At 60.5% G+C, this 15,987-nt stretch carries 17 protein-coding genes; 2 read left to right on the forward strand and 15 right to left on the reverse strand.

Going from position 1 to position 15,987, the window contains the following annotated elements; translation table 11 throughout:
* Nucleotides 1–11: 11 nt before the first annotated feature.
* From BTH42_RS33595 to BTH42_RS33670, 15 genes are all read right to left on the reverse strand, one after another.
* Nucleotides 12–767: a TraX family protein gene (locus BTH42_RS33595; RefSeq protein ID WP_075305479.1), complete on the reverse strand. Its 756-nt coding sequence runs from the start codon at nt 765–767 to the stop codon at nt 12–14.
* 182 nt (nt 768–949) lie between these two features.
* Nucleotides 950–1,645: a transglycosylase SLT domain-containing protein gene (locus BTH42_RS33605; protein ID WP_075305481.1), complete on the reverse strand. Its 696-nt coding sequence runs from the start codon at nt 1,643–1,645 to the stop codon at nt 950–952.
* Between the two features lie 2 nt (nt 1,646–1,647).
* Complete coding sequence (locus tag BTH42_RS33610) at nt 1,648–2,289, reverse strand: TrbM/KikA/MpfK family conjugal transfer protein (RefSeq protein ID WP_075305482.1); 642 nt, start codon at nt 2,287–2,289, stop codon at nt 1,648–1,650.
* Nucleotides 2,290–2,307: 18 nt separating this feature from the next.
* Entirely contained in the window at nt 2,308–3,792 is a 1,485-nt protein-coding gene (gene trbL / locus BTH42_RS33615; protein ID WP_178392298.1) for a P-type conjugative transfer protein TrbL, read from the reverse strand.
* Nucleotides 3,793–3,796: 4 nt separating this feature from the next.
* Nucleotides 3,797–4,033, reverse strand: coding sequence for an EexN family lipoprotein (locus tag BTH42_RS33620; RefSeq protein WP_075305520.1), 237 nt, complete (start codon nt 4,031–4,033; stop codon nt 3,797–3,799).
* Between the two features lie 15 nt (nt 4,034–4,048).
* The gene (gene trbJ, locus BTH42_RS33625) at nt 4,049–4,822 is read right to left on the reverse strand and encodes a P-type conjugative transfer protein TrbJ (protein ID WP_075305483.1); all 774 of its coding nucleotides are present in this window, start codon (nt 4,820–4,822) and stop codon (nt 4,049–4,051) included.
* Between the two features lie 18 nt (nt 4,823–4,840).
* Nucleotides 4,841–6,256: a TrbI/VirB10 family protein gene (locus tag BTH42_RS33630; protein WP_075305484.1), complete on the reverse strand. Its 1,416-nt coding sequence runs from the start codon at nt 6,254–6,256 to the stop codon at nt 4,841–4,843.
* A gap of 5 nt (nt 6,257–6,261) precedes the next feature.
* The gene (locus BTH42_RS33635) at nt 6,262–6,765 is read right to left on the reverse strand and encodes a conjugal transfer protein TrbH (protein ID WP_075305485.1); all 504 of its coding nucleotides are present in this window, start codon (nt 6,763–6,765) and stop codon (nt 6,262–6,264) included.
* A 2-nt stretch (nt 6,766–6,767) separates the two neighbouring features.
* Complete coding sequence (trbG, locus tag BTH42_RS33640) at nt 6,768–7,658, reverse strand: P-type conjugative transfer protein TrbG (protein WP_075305486.1); 891 nt, start codon at nt 7,656–7,658, stop codon at nt 6,768–6,770.
* A gap of 15 nt (nt 7,659–7,673) precedes the next feature.
* On the reverse strand, nt 7,674–8,390 hold the full coding sequence (locus BTH42_RS33645; protein ID WP_075305487.1) for a conjugal transfer protein TrbF: 717 nt from the start codon (nt 8,388–8,390) through the stop codon (nt 7,674–7,676).
* A complete protein-coding gene (locus BTH42_RS33650) occupies nt 8,387–10,951 on the reverse strand; it encodes a VirB4 family type IV secretion/conjugal transfer ATPase (RefSeq protein WP_075305488.1) in 2,565 nt (854 codons plus the stop codon). The genes BTH42_RS33645 and BTH42_RS33650 overlap by 4 nt, the downstream gene beginning before the upstream one ends.
* Nucleotides 10,948–11,259, reverse strand: coding sequence for a conjugal transfer protein TrbD (locus tag BTH42_RS33655; RefSeq protein WP_075305489.1), 312 nt, complete (start codon nt 11,257–11,259; stop codon nt 10,948–10,950). Before BTH42_RS33655 ends, BTH42_RS33650 begins: the two co-directional genes overlap by 4 nt.
* 2 nt (nt 11,260–11,261) lie before the next feature.
* Nucleotides 11,262–11,654: a TrbC/VirB2 family protein gene (locus BTH42_RS33660; protein ID WP_075305490.1), complete on the reverse strand. Its 393-nt coding sequence runs from the start codon at nt 11,652–11,654 to the stop codon at nt 11,262–11,264.
* A gap of 12 nt (nt 11,655–11,666) precedes the next feature.
* On the reverse strand, nt 11,667–12,626 hold the full coding sequence (gene trbB, locus BTH42_RS33665; protein ID WP_075305491.1) for a P-type conjugative transfer ATPase TrbB: 960 nt from the start codon (nt 12,624–12,626) through the stop codon (nt 11,667–11,669).
* Nucleotides 12,627–12,874: 248 nt separating this feature from the next.
* Nucleotides 12,875–13,237 (reverse strand): transcriptional regulator, encoded by a 363-nt coding sequence (locus BTH42_RS33670; RefSeq protein WP_075305492.1) that lies wholly within the window; start codon nt 13,235–13,237, stop codon nt 12,875–12,877.
* 109 nt (nt 13,238–13,346) lie between these two features.
* On the opposite strand from BTH42_RS33670, the gene BTH42_RS33675 reads away from it, so the two are divergent.
* Together BTH42_RS33675 and trfA are read left to right on the forward strand one after the other, a co-directional pair.
* A complete protein-coding gene (locus tag BTH42_RS33675) occupies nt 13,347–13,709 on the forward strand; it encodes a single-stranded DNA-binding protein (RefSeq protein WP_075305493.1) in 363 nt (120 codons plus the stop codon).
* Nucleotides 13,710–13,779: 70 nt separating this feature from the next.
* The gene (trfA, locus tag BTH42_RS33680; protein WP_075305494.1) at nt 13,780–14,907 is read left to right on the forward strand and encodes a plasmid replication initiator TrfA; all 1,128 of its coding nucleotides are present in this window, start codon (nt 13,780–13,782) and stop codon (nt 14,905–14,907) included.
* Nucleotides 14,908–15,987: the final 1,080 nt, after the last annotated feature.

The following is a 15,987-nucleotide window of genomic DNA, read 5'->3' on the forward strand; positions in this document are numbered from 1 at the left end:
CAGATCCCCTATCAAGAAAAAAACAGGTAGCCCGCGTGACTCATAGGTATGCGAATGAGCCACAGAGCCGTTAAATGCACCGGGTAGTAGGCATAAAACGCCCACTTCCAGCGCGGACAGCGCACGTCGATGTGTGAGGCGGCCGCAATCGCCGGCAAAGCGGCGAGCGCCCAAAAGTTGAGATTGATGACGGCCAGCGCCGCGCAGGCCAGCACGACGACAACCAGTGCCGTCGCCGTGGGCCGCTTCGCGTAGAACCACACGGCAACACCCATGAGAATCGCCGGCCACCAAAATTCGACAGAGCTGCCGCCCAGCAGCGCGATAACACACGCGGCAAGGACGTTGGCCTTGCCGCCGCGCTCGAGGAAAAACAGCGTCGCCGTGAGTACCAGAAGCGTGAACAGAATGTTGAGCGGCCACCAGCCGGCAAGCAGCCCGCCCAAAGCTATGAATGCCGGCGTCGCAAGCGCGCCGAATATGGCGAGACGAAGCATGGTGCGCTGATAGACGCCGCGCGCGAGCGTGCCAGATCGGGCGAGGTTGAACGCCAGGACGAAAACGAAGATCGGCATTACGGCGCGGCCCGCATCGAACAGCAGCGGCACCGTATCGTTGAGCAGATACTTGTTGACGTGATCGCCCGTCATGAGGAGCAGCCCGAGCCACTTCAACGCTTCGAGCGTGCCGTCCGCGATGTGAAGTCGCGGCAGTGAAAGCCGGCTATCAGTCATTGCCGCGACGGCGGCCGTATTGTTCTTATCCATACGAATTTAGCCGCTAAAGTTAGGCATGCGGAAGATGACAGCCCTTGCGCGCCGTGATTTGCTCGTCCGTTGGCCGGCTGCTGGCATCGAACCGAAACGATCCATCCGACCACAGTTCCAACCAACCCCACTTGCACGTCATTTCGTCCTGCCCTGGCCGTGGCGGTGTCTCCCACCACGGTTCACGGCTCACGAGCGAGAGCTGTTCCATTGCTCACCCCCTGCTTGAGTGTTGCCGGCGCGAATACAGCGGCGAGCGCAGCGGCGGCCGCCGTGTTGTAGTGCCGAACCGGCATCGAGGTTTTGACCACGCGGACGGGCTGCGTAGCAGGCTCTACGGCGGGCGCTGCTATTGCCGTCGCCGTTGCACCTTGCCCTGCCCCTGGCGTCGCGTCTGCGGCCGCTACAGCGGCCACCGTGGGCTTGCTTCCGGGTTGCGTGGCATCGAACGTGGGGAATCGGGCGACGAGCCAGTTTTCCCACTTGCCGGCCCGCTTGATGAGGGAGGCGCGGTAGACAGCGTTGTACTGCGGCGTGCGCGAGTGGTAATTCGCGGCTCGCGTCCAAATGTCGCCCTGATCGTTGCGCAAGTGGCCGCGCAGACGCCATGCGGCCAGATCGTAGGAGTAGCACCCGCCTTGTGCTACGTCTTTAGCCGTGATGCCGTACTTGCGCAGCTCAGCCAAATAGGCCGTGTTGAACTGCATCGGCCCCACGTCCTGCGTGCCGTTCGTGTTCTCAACCCACTGGCCGGGCTTGCCGGCCTCTTGCTCGGCCACCGCAAGCACGATGTTCGCAGGAACCTCGTACTTGACGGCGGCCGTGATCGAGCAGACGACGCGCTCTTGCATTTGCGGCGGCAGATCGAGGAAAGGCATCGTTATTGCCCGCCCGCCGAATCATCGACCCAATGGCCGCCATCGGTCGGATCGCCCACGTATCGAACGCCAAGGAGGTAGGTGTACTGGCTGTTCGCGTAGGCCGAGCAGAGCGCAGGCTTGGCATTGCTGACGACTACAACGCTCTTGACGTAGCAGCCGCTACCGTCATCGAGCGGGGTCCACGAATCGTCGGGCAGCGTCCATCCGCTGTTGCGATTCCACCAGGCATTGCCCCCGGTTTGCCAGCCGTTTTGCGGGCAAATCTTCTTCTGCACGACAGTCCGGTTATTCGCGTTGAGATACGCAGCATCGCAACGACCAGCGCCGTTGGCGATGTTATCGACAATCTGCGGCATGTTGGCCGAGGACGTGTCCTGCGCGGTCGGGCACTGGTTCAGGAAGTTGCGCCGACCCTTGACGGTATCGCTCCAATACTTGTAGCTGATCCCGAAATACCGGCTCAGTGACGGGCCGCACTCGCCGGGCCGCGTGCCCGACGACAGACACAGAATCGCCTCGCAGGCGAGTTTCGGATCGCCCGACAACTCCTGCCCCTGCTGCTGGGCGAACACGGAAGCGGAGCAGACGAGCGAGCCGGCGAGGACACCCACTACCGAAAAGAACTTGAGCTTGTTTTTCATCACTACACTCCTTCGTCGTTACGCCGACTTCGGCTGACTTTTGTTCACGAACGCAGCCACCTCATCATTCGTGGCCGTTTCGGTGCCGCCCTGCGTAGCGCCTGCCAGGCTGTCACCGTCGAAACTGTCTTGCGCGGATGCCGCGCTTGACGCCGTTTGCTGCGTGCTGCCGGTATCGACGCTGCCAGTGTCCGATCCCGATGCACCCATGTTGTTACGGATTGCGGATGCAACCTTGCCGCCCGTGGTGTCTGCGATGCGCTCTTTCGTGGATGCGGCCATGCTGCCGACCTTATCCTTGGCAACCTGGCCCGCGCCCTTGGCGAGATTCGATCCCATGTCGGCCGCGAACCGCCCAGCCGTCCCCATCGCGGACATGAAGCCGCCGCTGCCACCGGTCGATGCGCTGACGCCGCCACCGGAACCCGAACTACTACCGCCGCCCGAGCTGCCCGAGCTGCCCGAGAACATGCCGCCACCGCTTGCCATGTTTTGCTGGGCTGACTGGAACGCCGCCTTGAGGGCCGACGCTCCGCCCGCAGCGCCCGACGCGCCGGCCATGACAGCAGCGCCGGCCGTCGCCGCCGCAGCGGCCGCGGTTGCCGCAGCGCCGAGCGCAGCGCCTGCGCCGAAGCTGCCAATGCCGGCAGTGGAACCACCACCGCCGACGATGCTGGCGAACATCGGAGGAACCTTGCTTACCAGCACAAGCAGGACAATGGACGCCACGAGCATGACCAGGAGCGCCTTCATCGTGATAGCGCCGCTCGACGTTGCCGCGTAGTACTGGTCGATGAACGACTTGCCGATGCCAACGATCAAGATCATCGCGAAAAGCTGCATACCGATGCCGAGCACCGTCTTGTAGTAGCTAATCGCAATGTCGGAGGTCCATCGGCCGCCGCCGAAGCCAAGCAGGAAAACTGCCCCGTAAGACAGCAACCAGCCCGCCACCAACAGCAGCAGCATGTTCACGCCGACCAGAGCCAGCACAACCAGAATCACCGCCGCGATGACGATGCCGACGCCAGAGTTGACCGGCGACCAGATCGAGGACTGGTCAACGACCTTGGAAGCGATGTCAAAGCCGATATCGACAATGCCTGACGGCGAGAGCGTGCTACCCAGGCCTGTCGCGCTGGCCGCGATTTGCCGCAACGAATTGATGATTGACGTTGCGATAGCCGGGCCATTGGTCAGAATCCACCAGAAGAAGCCCGTCACCGCCAGGAACCGGATCGTCTCGGCAAGGAACTCCTGAATGTCGGCCTTGCGCAAGGCCATCATCCCGTAGGTCCAGACCATGCTCAGAAGCACCAAGCCCCAAAAAAGCCAGCTCGCGTAGCTGACCATCTTGGCCGACCAGGTACTTGCGACCTGGTAGAAACGGTTGAGGATGTTGTCCAGCAGGCCCGCGCTGTCCACCGGCGTTTGCGCGTGCGCCTGCACGGCAAACAGCAGCAGCACCAATGCCAGCACTGGCAGTACAGGTAGCTTCTTCATAGGTTCACCATTTCTGCGGCTTGCTGGGCGTGTAGCTGCCCGACAGCGCCTGCGCGTCGGCGGCACTGCGGCAGTTCTCGTCTCTCGTCACAAGGTCCGGGTCAGCCGTGCATTTTTGGAGCATGGCCTTTCGTTCGTCCTCGTGCTGCTTGTAGTAATCGACGGAATGCACAGGCTTGCCGCACGACGCGAGCAGCACGCTCCCCAAACACACACACCCAATCGCGATAAGTCGTTTCATCACTTCCCCTTGGCGTTACCAGTTTTGAACCGGGCTTTTCGTGTAGCTACCCGAGCGGAACGATTGATCGGCGGCGGCCGTCAGCGCCGCCTTGTCGGCGTCGTTGGACGCACGTGTAGCGGCCGCTGCGGCCTGCGCGGCCAGCATGCCCCTGATCTGCAAGAGCTGATTCGTTTGCGCGCTGGCGAGCTGGTTAGCGGCTTGTATCGCCTGCATTTGCCCTTGCGCGCTCGTCGCCTGCGATTGCAGGTTTTGAAGGGTCGCGGCGTCGCTGGTCAGCGTCTGCTGTTGCTGATCGACGCTTTTCAGCACGGCATCGTTCGCGCGCTTCACCGCTTCCGAGTTGTTGGCCTGCGCATCCTGTACGGCCTGCAACTGCGACGACGAGCACCCCGCAGCCGTGAAGCACGGCGAGGTACGGTAATAGCCCACGTCCTGATAGCGAGACAGGTACGAGTCGATGCTGCCGGTCTGGTTCTTGTAGTAGCTCAACGTGTCTTGCGCCGCCATGAGATTGTTCATCACCTGACTCGCCTGGTCCCACACGTAGGCGGCCGGTGCGACCGTGTTTTGCAGCATGTTTTGATACTGCTGCAACTGCGTTTGGTACTGCTGAATCTGCTTCTCGACGGCCGCGACCTGCTGAACTGCGCTGACGATGTTTTGCGTCAGGTTGCTTCCGTCGATAACCGGGATGCCGGCTTGCGCCGGCTGCGAGATACCCGCGAGCAACACCACTGCGAGGGCGGCGACTTTAGCGGCTAAAGCGTTTTTCCAGAACGTTTTCATGGTCACGTCTCCTTGGCGTCAATAATCAAAGGACTTGTACGGCTTCGTGAAATCGAGGTCTTTCACGACGATGATGTTGAAGCGATACCCCGGTCGAATTTCGAGCGTCGGCGCGATGTTGAGATTCTTCGAAATCATCTGCGCAGTCACGTTGCCGAGCTGCTGGCCGAGCGCCTGGCTCAACTCACTACTTGCGGTCGGCTGACTGTAGACGCCGCTGTTGTTGCTGTTGCGATCCGTTGCGTACGATGCTGCGGCCGTCACGCCCGACATGAGCAGCGCCGAGGCGAAGATACGCACGTAGTGGTTGTTGACCTGATCGCGGAAGCCCGCATAGCCCGCGCTATCCGCGCCCGGCATCGCGCTAATGTCCAGCGCCTTGCCATCGGGAAACACGAGCCGCTGCCACGCGATGAGGACCGCGTTTTGCCCATAGGCCACGTTGCTGTTGTACGTGCCCACGAGGCGCGTGCCCTGCGGGATGAGCAGGTACTTGCCCGTTGCCGTGTCGTACACGTCCTGGCCCACCTGACCCATGATTTGGCCCGGCAGATCGGAGTTGATGCCGCTAATCATCACGCCTGGAATCACGCCACCGGCACGAATCTCGAAACGCGAACGCGGGGCTTGCACATCTTGATCGAGCTTCCATCGGTCGCCCTGCCCGTTGTTCGCGAACTGCGACACGTCCTTGTTATTGGCCGATGCCGAGGTTTGCAGCAGTTGCGGGCCGCTGTCGGAACTGCCGATGCCACCACCACCGAAGCCGCCACCGCCGAGGCCGGCGCGAATCCTCGCCAGTTGCGCCTGATAGGCGCTCGTCGGATCGCCACCCGACGCGTTCGCGTCCATCTGCCGGCGCACGTTGGCAATCTGTGCGAGCATTTCATCGCGCGATTGCGGCGCAGCCGTTGCCCCAGCTCCGCGTGCCGCTGTCGAAGTGCCGACCGAACCGCCGTCATACGGCAACGCAACCTTGGTCTTGGCCTTAACGGCCTCCTGGAACTGTTGCATCTTCGCCATGCGAATCTGCTGTTCGTCGGGATCGACAGGGGCCGGTGCGCCGTTTGCCTGACGCGGCGGCGTAGGCGGTGCATCCGGGTTGTTGACGGGCGCAATCGGGACACCAGCGGTCCCGCTCGCGGCCGGAGGCGTGGCCGCCGCTGTCGGGGGAATCAATCCCGCACCGTGGCCGCCCACTACGTCATTCGCCATCGCGCTCGTGTCGGTGTTCTTCTTCGACACTTGGGTCGTGTCCGGTTGAACAGATGCGGCGTTGTTCGCCCGCTTGACGGCCACCATCGCAATCAGCAGCACGAACACGCCCAAGGCCACGGCCGCGATGATGAGCGGCAGATTATTGACCCGACGAACGCCGCTTTTCGGCTTGGAGCCGGGCGACGCGTCAGGCGACATTTGATCGTTCTCAGCCATTCCCATTACTCCTTGCGAACCCATGCACCGGCCGGATACAGCTTGCCGTTCGTGGCAACCACGAACGCCCGGCTGATCGACTGCGCGCCAACCTGCACCGTGACGCGGTACAGACTCATTGCCTCGGGAGAATCGACCACGTAGCTCAGATCGAAGCCGGGAGCCGTTGCCTTGGTCGCCGGCGCATTGCTCGCGGCGGCCGGTGCCGAGGCGGCCGAAGCGGCCGACGCCGGCTGCGCCTGCGGGGCGAACTCCAGGACGGAATAGCCCTTGTCACGCAATGACGTGACCAGAGCAGCGCCGTAGGCGTCCGTGGCCGGCTGCTTGAGGTTGAGGCGCGTATGCGCAGGCGGGAACAGCGTCACGAGCTGGGCCACCGTGGCATCGGCCATCGTCTTGTTGGCATCGAGCGAAGCGGCCGCGTAATTGCCGTATGGCCCGGTCGTTGCGCAGCCTGCGAGGCCCGCAAGGCCGGCCACGACAAGCGCGCTCATCACGAATTTGCGCATGATTAATTCCCCCTCGTGATAGTCACCTTGTCCTGGCTCGAACCCACGCCAGAAACCAAGATCGCCTTGTCAAAGATCGTGTCCACGATGTAGCGGTCGCCTTGCACGCGGTAATTCACCATCTGCGTTTCCGCATCGGTGAACAGCCCACCATCCTTGCGCACTACGAGCAGCGCCGGCGCTTCGCTTTGCTGCATCGTGGACGGCATTTCGATGATGGTCTTGCGGCCATCGTTGTAGACGCGTACAGGCTTCCAGCGGGTCGAACCGCTCACCGTGTAGTTGAAGTCCAGGTTGCCGAGGTATTCGCCCGTCTGCGGGATCGTGTTGTCCTGGCGTACCTTCACTTCGCGCGCTTTGATTGCGTCCCACTTCGCCATCGCATCTTCGGGATACGTGAACGACACGAACGGCATGAGTTGCGAGCGGCTCGAACGCAGGCGGAAGTGATACGTGCGCCGATCCGTGGTCAGGACGAGCGTCGTATCAAGACCAACATCGAGCGGCTTCAAGATCAAATGCAGCACCTGCGACGCGCCGGAGCCGGTAACAGCCGGTTCCACCGTATAGCGAGGATCGCCAACGTTCATCCCGTTGACGTTTTCGCCCGGCTGCAAGGCAATGTCGCAGACTTGCAGGACAGCGCACATGACCGGGTATTGCTTGCCCGGCAGGTACGGCCAGTTGATCGAACCGTCAGAGCCTTGGAACGGCTTCACGTCCTGCCCTTCCTGCCACTTCTTGCCGATGGCGACAGCGGCCAGTTCCTGCGGCGTGAGCTTCGGTTCGTTCTTCGAGAAATACTGATCGGCCAGCGGATCGGTGCCGGGGGCTGCGAGTGCCACCATCGGCACCATGCCGAGAATCAGAGCGGAGATAAGAGTCTTTTTCATAGCGAGGCCCCAGGCTTAAAGTTGCTTCGACCAGTTGTAGTCTTTGACGAAAATGAAGTGCGGGTTGATGAACATCTGACCGGACTTCACTTCCGCATCCTTGTTTTGGTAAATCGTCACGAGCGCGCGCATCATGTACGGCGGCCCCTTGAGCGAGCCGTCGCGCGACCGCACGGTTTCCTGCCAGTCGATTTGCCAGGAGTCTTGCGATTGCTGCAAAACGGACTTCACTTCGACGCTCACCGTCTCGTTCGCGGCGCGGTTGAACGGGTTGGCTTCCTTCGTGCCGTTCAGATACTCGTTCGCCTTGATCGTGGCCGGATCGCTCGGCGCGAGGTAGCCGTAGGTTTTCAGCACGGCTTTGCGCTGCAATTCGGCATCCGGTGTCACGAGGCGAATATTGCTGATGAAGTCAGCAACGGCGGTGCGGTAGTCATCCACCTTGGCGTCAGGAATGCGGTCAGCGCGCGTCATCGAAACCGTGTTGCCGCTGCCGTCCTGGTTGAACACCAAGGGAATGAATTTGGACTGACTGCCGATGTAGGTAATACCCCCGACCGCAGCGAGGCCGATCAACATGCCAAGCAGCCCGACGAAAATGCCGATCTGGCCGTGCTCCATCACCTGGCCGACATGACTGTTCCACGAGCGCCGTGCATTGACGTAAGGATTCGCCGTGTTGGTGTCGGGCTGTTTCTTCTTCCCGAAAAGGTTTTTGAGATTGACGCTCATGCTGGTACTCCATAGTCGTTGAGGCTCACGTAGTCATCGAGGCGCAGGCCCTTGAGGCGTAGCCACTCATGCACCCAGGCATCGCCGTGCAACGTTTCGAGCTTGCGAATCATGCCGATGGATTCCTTGTCGGTGGAACCGACGAAGGCAAGCGCAAGCGGCCCAAGCGCGAGCTGGTACAGACGACGCCCCTTTTCGGAGACGTAGTAGTAGTCGCGCTTCGGCACGGCCGACGCGATGATTTCGATTTGGCGATTGTTGAGGCCAAGGCGACCGTAAATCTCGGCGGTCTTTTCCTCGCGCGCGTTCGGGTTCGCAAGGAAAATCCGGCAAGCCGTCGATTCCGTGATGATGTCCAAAATGCCGGACTTCGCGGCCTCGGAAATGCTCTGCGTCGCCATCAACACGGAGCAGTTCTTTTTCGCCATCGAGCGCAGCCATTCTTCGATCTTGTCGCGGAACGCCGGGTGAGCCAGCATCAGCCACGCCTCATCGAGAATCAGCAACGTGGGGCGCGCATCTTCCTCGCTCAGCGATTCCTCGATCCGCATGAACAGGTACAGCAGGACCGGCAACGCGAACTTCTCGCCAAGGCCCATCAACTGTTCAATCTCGAACGTCATGAAGTCGGCCAGGTCAAGGCCATCTTCTTCCGCATCGAGCAGATGGCCCATGTTGCCGTCCACGGTGTACGGCTTGAGGGCTTCGCGGATCGCTTCGTCCTGCACGGTCACGGTGAACTCGGACAACGTGCGCGACTCGCTCTTGTGCATGCTTAGAATCGCCTCGGCAATCGCGTTGCGCTGCGCTGGCGTCGTAATCACGCCGTTCAAAGCGAGGATCGTGTCGATCCATTCCATCGCCCACGCGCGACGAGTGCGCGTATCGAGCCGCGACAGCGGCGCGAAGGCCAGCTTGTCGCTGTTCGACGCGATGGTGAAGTGCCTGCCGCGCGCGGCCTTGCACGTTGGGTACATCGACAAGCCCTTGTCGAACGCGTAGATGCGCGCGCCGAGGTAGCGCCGCCACTGGAACGCGATCAAGCCCAGCTTGGTCGATTTACCTGTCCGGGTCGGTCCGAAGATGATGCCGTGGCCGAGGTCGCGGACGTGAAGATTGATACGCATGGGCGAGTTGCCGCTTGTCACGCCATGCAACAGCGGCGGAGCGTTCGGCGGGAACAGCGGCGACGGTGCCCGATTTTCGCCCGTCCAAATCGTGCTGGTCGGCAGCAGATCGGCCAGGTTCATCGTGTTCAACAACGGCCGACGCACGTTCTCGACGCCATGCCCCGGCAGCGAGCCAAGGTAGGCATCCATCGTGTTGATCGTCTCGACGCGCGCGGTGAACGCCAGGGCGTTGATCGCCTTTTCCAGTCGGCGGGCCGCCTGTTCGACGTCATCGCGGTTCTCGCCCATCAACACGACAACGCTGGTGTAGTAGCCCTGCGAAACGAGGCCGCTGTTGGTTTCCGCAATAGCCGACGACGCATCGGCCACCATCGAAACCGCGTCCTCATCGACGTGGCTGGTGTTCGTGTTGAACACCTGATCGAAGAAGCCGCGAATCTTCTGCTTCCACTTCTTGCGGAACTTTTCGAGCTGGGAGACGGCCTCGTGGTGATCGAGGAAGATAAACCGCGACGACCACCGATATTCGATAGGCAGCTCGGCCAGCGCCGACAGGATTCCGGGATGGGACTCCAAAGGGAAACCTTCGATAGCGACAACCTGGATGAAGTGCCGGCCGATCTTCGGGACAACGCCGGTGTACAGCTCTTGCCCGCCGATGAGCGAGTCGATGTACATAGGGTTGCTCGGAAGCTGCACCGGATGATTCAGGCCAGTCACGCAGAATTGCAGCCACTGCAATTGCTGATCGCGCGTGACGGTGGAACCGTCCTCTTGCATCACCTTCACGCCGCGCAAACGTTCCAATTCGACGGCCGACGAAAGACGGCTTTCGAGATTGGCGACCTCGCGCTTGAAGTGGTCGATAAGGTGCGCAGTGCGTGCTTTATTGTTGGGCTTGTCGGCGTCGTCATGGAACATCAGTTCCACGAACTTGCGCTCGGCCAGCATCGGAGGGAACCACGTCAGGCTGATGACGAAGAAGCCTTCATACAGCGTGCCCATGCTCTCGAACAGTTGCCGGCGTTCCTCGTCAACTGCCGCCGAAACCGGATCAGGAAAATGGGAAAGGCTCGGGTCGCTGTAGCTCGGAGCTGGGCGACGTACCGCATCGACGTGAACCATCCAGCCGTTGCCGAGCGGCGCAAGGGCTTGGTTGATGCGAAACGAGATAAGCTCGCGCTCGGCTTCGGTCGCACTCGCGTTATCGGCCCCACGATAGAACCAGGACGCCATGAATGCACCGTTCTTGCCGACGATCACGCCGTCATCAACGACAGCGGCGTAGTTGAGCAGATCGGCTAGACCGGCATCTTTAGAGCGATGCTTTTTGAGCCGCAGATTGGCGTTCGCGCGCTGCACGAGCGCGAACAACCAGACCAGCAGCACGGCACCAAGCACCGCGATAGCGATGGTGATTACTTGGATCATTTGTATTGCTTCCCTTGGGCTGCCGTGTTGTTGCGGAACGGCGTTGCGCGCGGCGGGTAGTACGGCTTGTACCGCCGATTGCGCAGGTAGACAAAGCGCATCCGGGGGTCGGACTTCGCCATCTTTCGGAGAATCCAGAGGGCGAAGAACCAGGCGACAATGCCGACGCCGGCTGCGAGCCAGTCTTGCGCCGCGAAGATGAGAATCGCGGCCAGCAGGCCAGTGAACATGACCATTTCACGATCCCCACCCATGAAAAGGTTGTCTCTGTTCCCGGCCCTACGAATGGGGATCGTGCGCAGGGCCATGATTAGGCGAGCCTCGCTTGAATGCGGTCAGCCAGGGCGTTCGACAGCGCCGTGATTTCAGCGCCCTGCCCCGTGATCGCGGCGATGGTGTTCTGCGCGGCAACCAAGAAGCACAGCACCAGAACGATGAAGATGAGCGTGCGCAGGAAGCCGTTCATGTCGCCGCCGAAGATCAGCGTTGCACCCGCACCGACAAGGCCGACAATCGACGCAGTGAACGCGAACGGGCCGGTCACGGACTGGCGAATCTTGGTGAACCAGTCATCAAAAGGGAGGCCGCCGCCGCTCGTGTTCGATGCGAACGCCGGATGCGCGACGACCAACAGCAGCAGTGCGACACCAAGAACGAACAAGGCGCGATGACTGACGTTGATACGGGGCATGTTGGATTGCATTTCGATTTCTCCTTAGATATTGCGTGTGATGTAGCGACCGTTTTCATACCCTTGAATCTCGATGATTCCTTGTATGCGGCGGCCGACCTCGGTTCGGGCGATGTGGACAATCACATGAACCGCCTCGCCGATAAGCGGTTCAATATCGTCCGGGGCCGACTCATTGCGAGTGATGAGCGACTTCAGACGGGTAAGGGCTGCGTGTTCGTCGTTTGCGTGCAGAGTGGCGGCACCTCCTTCATGGCCGGTATTCCATGCGTCCAACAGGTCCAAGGCCTCGGCACCACGGACTTCGCCCACGAGAATGCGGTCAGGACGCATCCGGAGGATCGTCTTGAGCAGCATCGTCATCGTGATTTCAAGCGTGGTGTGGTACTGGACCTTGTTCAACGCGGCGCATTGGATTTCGCCGGTATCTTCGATAATGCAAATGCGCTCCGAAGGATCGAGCTGCACCATTTCGTAAATGATCGCGTTGACCAAGGTTGTCTTGCCCGATCCAGTGCCGCCGATCACGAGAATGTTTCGGTGCGCCTTCACCGCTGCCCGAATGGCTTCCGCCTGTTCGGGCGTCATGATTCCGGCCTCGACGTACTGATCGAGCGTGAAGATGGCGACGGCCTTTTTACGGATCGCGAAGGTTGGACATTCAACGACAGGGGGGAGCTGGCCCGCGAAGCGCGAGCCGTCGATAGGCAACTCGCCTTCAACCAACGGGTTAAGGCGGGTCACTGTCTTGCCGTGGTAGCCAGCCACCGTCTTGACGACCGCCTCGGCGCGCTGCGGCGGCATCGTGCCAATCTGGCGCATCTTCTCGCCTAGCCGTTCTTGCCAGATGCCGCCGTCCGCGTTTAAAAGCACTTCGACGGTCTTGGGATCGTTCAACGCCCCCATGACGACCGGCCCCAAATCGCGGCGCAGCTTCTCTATGGCACGCGCATTGACCGACGCGTGGTTTTCTTCTTCCTGCATCGTTTTTGCCCTCGGAGTTATTTCGTCTGATTACAGGCGCAAACGATATACCGAAATGCAGAAACGCGCAACACCGAAGACAACAGCCTCGCGTTCGTTTAACAGTTTCTGATGCGTAGCGCATTGGATTGCACAATCCAATGCCGTTTTCCGGCATACAGAAAAAGAAAGGCCCTCGCAATGGAGGGCCTTCTAAGGGAGGGTTTTTTAGCGGCTAAAAAAGCGGTACGTCTGCCCTTCTCTTGGAGTCAATCCTCACGCAGCTTCTTCTGCGTGGCTTCGCTCCACTTCTTGACGATGAACGCTTGATGCTCGGGCAGCACGGCAAAGACGCGCTCGTAGCCGGGCGGCAAGCCTTGAGAGGCTTTGCCACCAGCAAACGCATCGAGAGTGTGCCGGTCAAGGTCGGTGGACTCCAAGAGAAGGGTAAGGGGGACGCCCAGCGCCTCGGCTATAGCCTCCATGATTTTGAGCGAGGGGTTCGCCTTCCCGTTGGTCAGGTCGGACAGAAAGGAAATCGAGATGCCCGCCTTTTCGGACAGCTCCTGCTTTGTCATGCCGCGCTCGTCCAGCAAACGCAGGATGTTCGTAAAGAAGATGACGTTGTACACAGTGGCGTTTCGCCCTCTTGTTGTGCGACCGAAAATTTTAGCCGCTAAAGTTCTTGACCCGCGAAATGTGTTTAGCTAAATTATAGTTTCCTCAGACAAGGAGCCTACGATGAGCGTCAACAAATTCCAGTTTATCGGTAATCTTACCCGCGACACACAGGTTCGGTATATAGGAAGTGACAATCGTACCCTCGGGACGTTCGATATTGCTGTCAACGACGAATGGCGGGATCGGGCGACGGGCGAGAAGCGCGAAAAGACGAATTACTTTCGCGTCAAGCTCTGGGACAGCCAGGCCGAGAACGCCGGCAAGTTCCTCGGCAAAGGCTCATCGGTTTTTGTCGAGGGGCATATCGAAAATACGAAGTACGAAAAAAACGGTGAAACCCAATACGGTCAAGACTTTGTGGCCGATTACGTGCAATATCTCAACACCAAAGCACCAGGCGGCCAGCAAGGAGCCGACGAGTAATCCAGCGCCCCGGCCCTGACCGGGGCGTTATTCTTGAGGCTCACGGACGATAGGCAAACCAGGCGAAACCATGACGCAGCCCTTCAACGAAGAAGAATTCAAAAAAACGCTGATCGACCGCGGCATCGACCCTGCTGCGGCGGCCGAGGTTGCGGCCAAGACGGCCAAGGCGCGCGCGGGACAGACCGCGCCGGTACTGGTTTCGACTGCCGAGTCGTTGCGCAATGCACTGCGTGCTGCGCCCCGCGCGAGCGAGCCGACCGAGGCCGCCAAGCCGGCCAAGAAGCAACCGGGAACGAGCATGACGACCAAAAAGAGAGCGACGAAGAGCAGCGCAGTCGAGGACGTGAGCGCGAAGGTCAGCGAGGCTAAGCAAAGAGCCCTGATTCAGCGCACTTCGGACGAGGTGAAGGCGGCGCAGCTCTCGCTGTTCGACCTCGCGCCGTGGGACGATGACATGCGCGCCATGCCGAACGACTATGGCCGCTCGGCGCTGTTCACGGTGCGCAACAAGCGCCAGAAACGGCTCGCCTACGAGCAAAAGGCCATCTACCACTACAACAACGACGTGCTTATCACCTTTACGGGTGTCGAGCTGCGCGCGGACGACGATGAACTTGTATGGCAACAGGTGCTTGAGTACGCGAAACGCTTCCCTGTTGGCGAGCCGGTCTACTTCTCGATGTACCAACTGCTAACGGATCTCGATTGGCCGATCAACGGCCACTACTACGACAAGGCCGAGGCCTCGCTGACCCGCTTGCAGGCCAATGCCATGCAGATCACGTCGCCGCGCTTCGGCGTGCTCGATTCGGTGTCGCTGATCGACAAATTCAAGATCGTCAATCGCGGCACGAAGAAGGCCATGTGCCGGGTAGAAATCGACCAGAAGATAATTTACCTGTTCGCCGGCGATCACTACTCCAAATTCGTCTGGAGCAAGTACCGCAAGCTCAAGCCGATTACCCGCCGCTTGTTCGACTATCTGGCCTCGCACAAGGAACCGTACCCGCTCAAGCTCGAAACCTTCCGCCTGATATGCGGCTCGGAGAGCGAGCGCGCGGCCAAATGGAAGGAGCAGACCAAGGAGGCCTGCAAGGAGTTGTCGGATAGCGGCCTGGTTGCTTCTACGTGGGTGAACGGCGACTCGATCTACTGCGAGCGCGAGGCGAACGAAAAGGCCATCGAGCAGGCATAAGCCGCGTTGGTCCCGCCGCCCTTCCCTTCCGCCTCTCCCTGGCGTCGCAAACTGCGAACCGTTCGTGTTCGCCTTTTCACGTTTCATTGACATTTGAGGGACCGGCCCGACCGGGGAATTTTCGCGTGCGCGAAAACCGGCTATGTCGTGGTCCGCATCGAGCCGGGCAACCGGCCGCCCGTCTCGCCCCTCTCCGCTGCGCTACGGGGCTTCCAGCGCCTTTCCTACGCTCACCGGGGCGGTGCCCCTGCGCCGCTGGGCTTAACTGCCGAGCTGGGCGGCGTGCTGCGCTGGCCAGCTCGGCGGCCCCTTGTGGATGCAGCGGTGCATAACTTCGGCGTCATCGACACTTGGGGGACGATCATTGACACATGAGGGACAACCGGCGCACGCGCCGTCTCATTCGCTACTGACATTTGAGGGATTCGGGCCATCGACGGCGTCCAGACCGTCGAAAAAGGGCCTCGCCGGCCTTCGCGCGGCCCACTTATCCACAACGGCAGTGGATAAGCCTGTTGATAACCCCCGCGTGGCATAGACACATGAGGGATAAAGTCTTGACACATGGGGGACGCCAACCTTGACACATGGGGGACGGCGGGTAGACATATGAGGGACAGAACTATTGACACATGAGGGATTACCACAATCCAAATTTTGGCGTCAAATCAGTAGCTTACACGCGTTTTTCGCGTGCTCTAACCCTTCTTCTAACCCTGTTTTTAACCCTTCTTTCTAACCCTTATATTTAACCTTGGGCGTGCGCACGAAATGAGCACGTCGCCATTCGGCCGGCCATCAAAAACAAAGGCACCGCCTCTTAGGGGGCTACGCCCCCTGCCGGCTCGTCGACGCTACGCGTCGCCCCACCCACCCGGCATACCCCAGGGGCTACGCCCCTCGGCCTTCGGCCTTCACCCCAAAGGAACGTCACTCGCCGCACACGGCGAGCTAGACCGCTGCGCTTACGCTCCGCTCTGCCAAAGGGCACAGCCCTTTGGCCTCAGTAATGCCACCCACCACGCCCTGTATCGAAAGCCACCAAACAGGACAGGCACAAATGGTTGAACGCCAAGAAGG

Origin of the sequence: Burkholderia sp. SRS-W-2-2016, assembly GCF_001931485.1 — a bacterium.
In the GTDB taxonomy this organism is placed as follows: domain Bacteria; phylum Pseudomonadota; class Gammaproteobacteria; order Burkholderiales; family Burkholderiaceae; genus Paraburkholderia.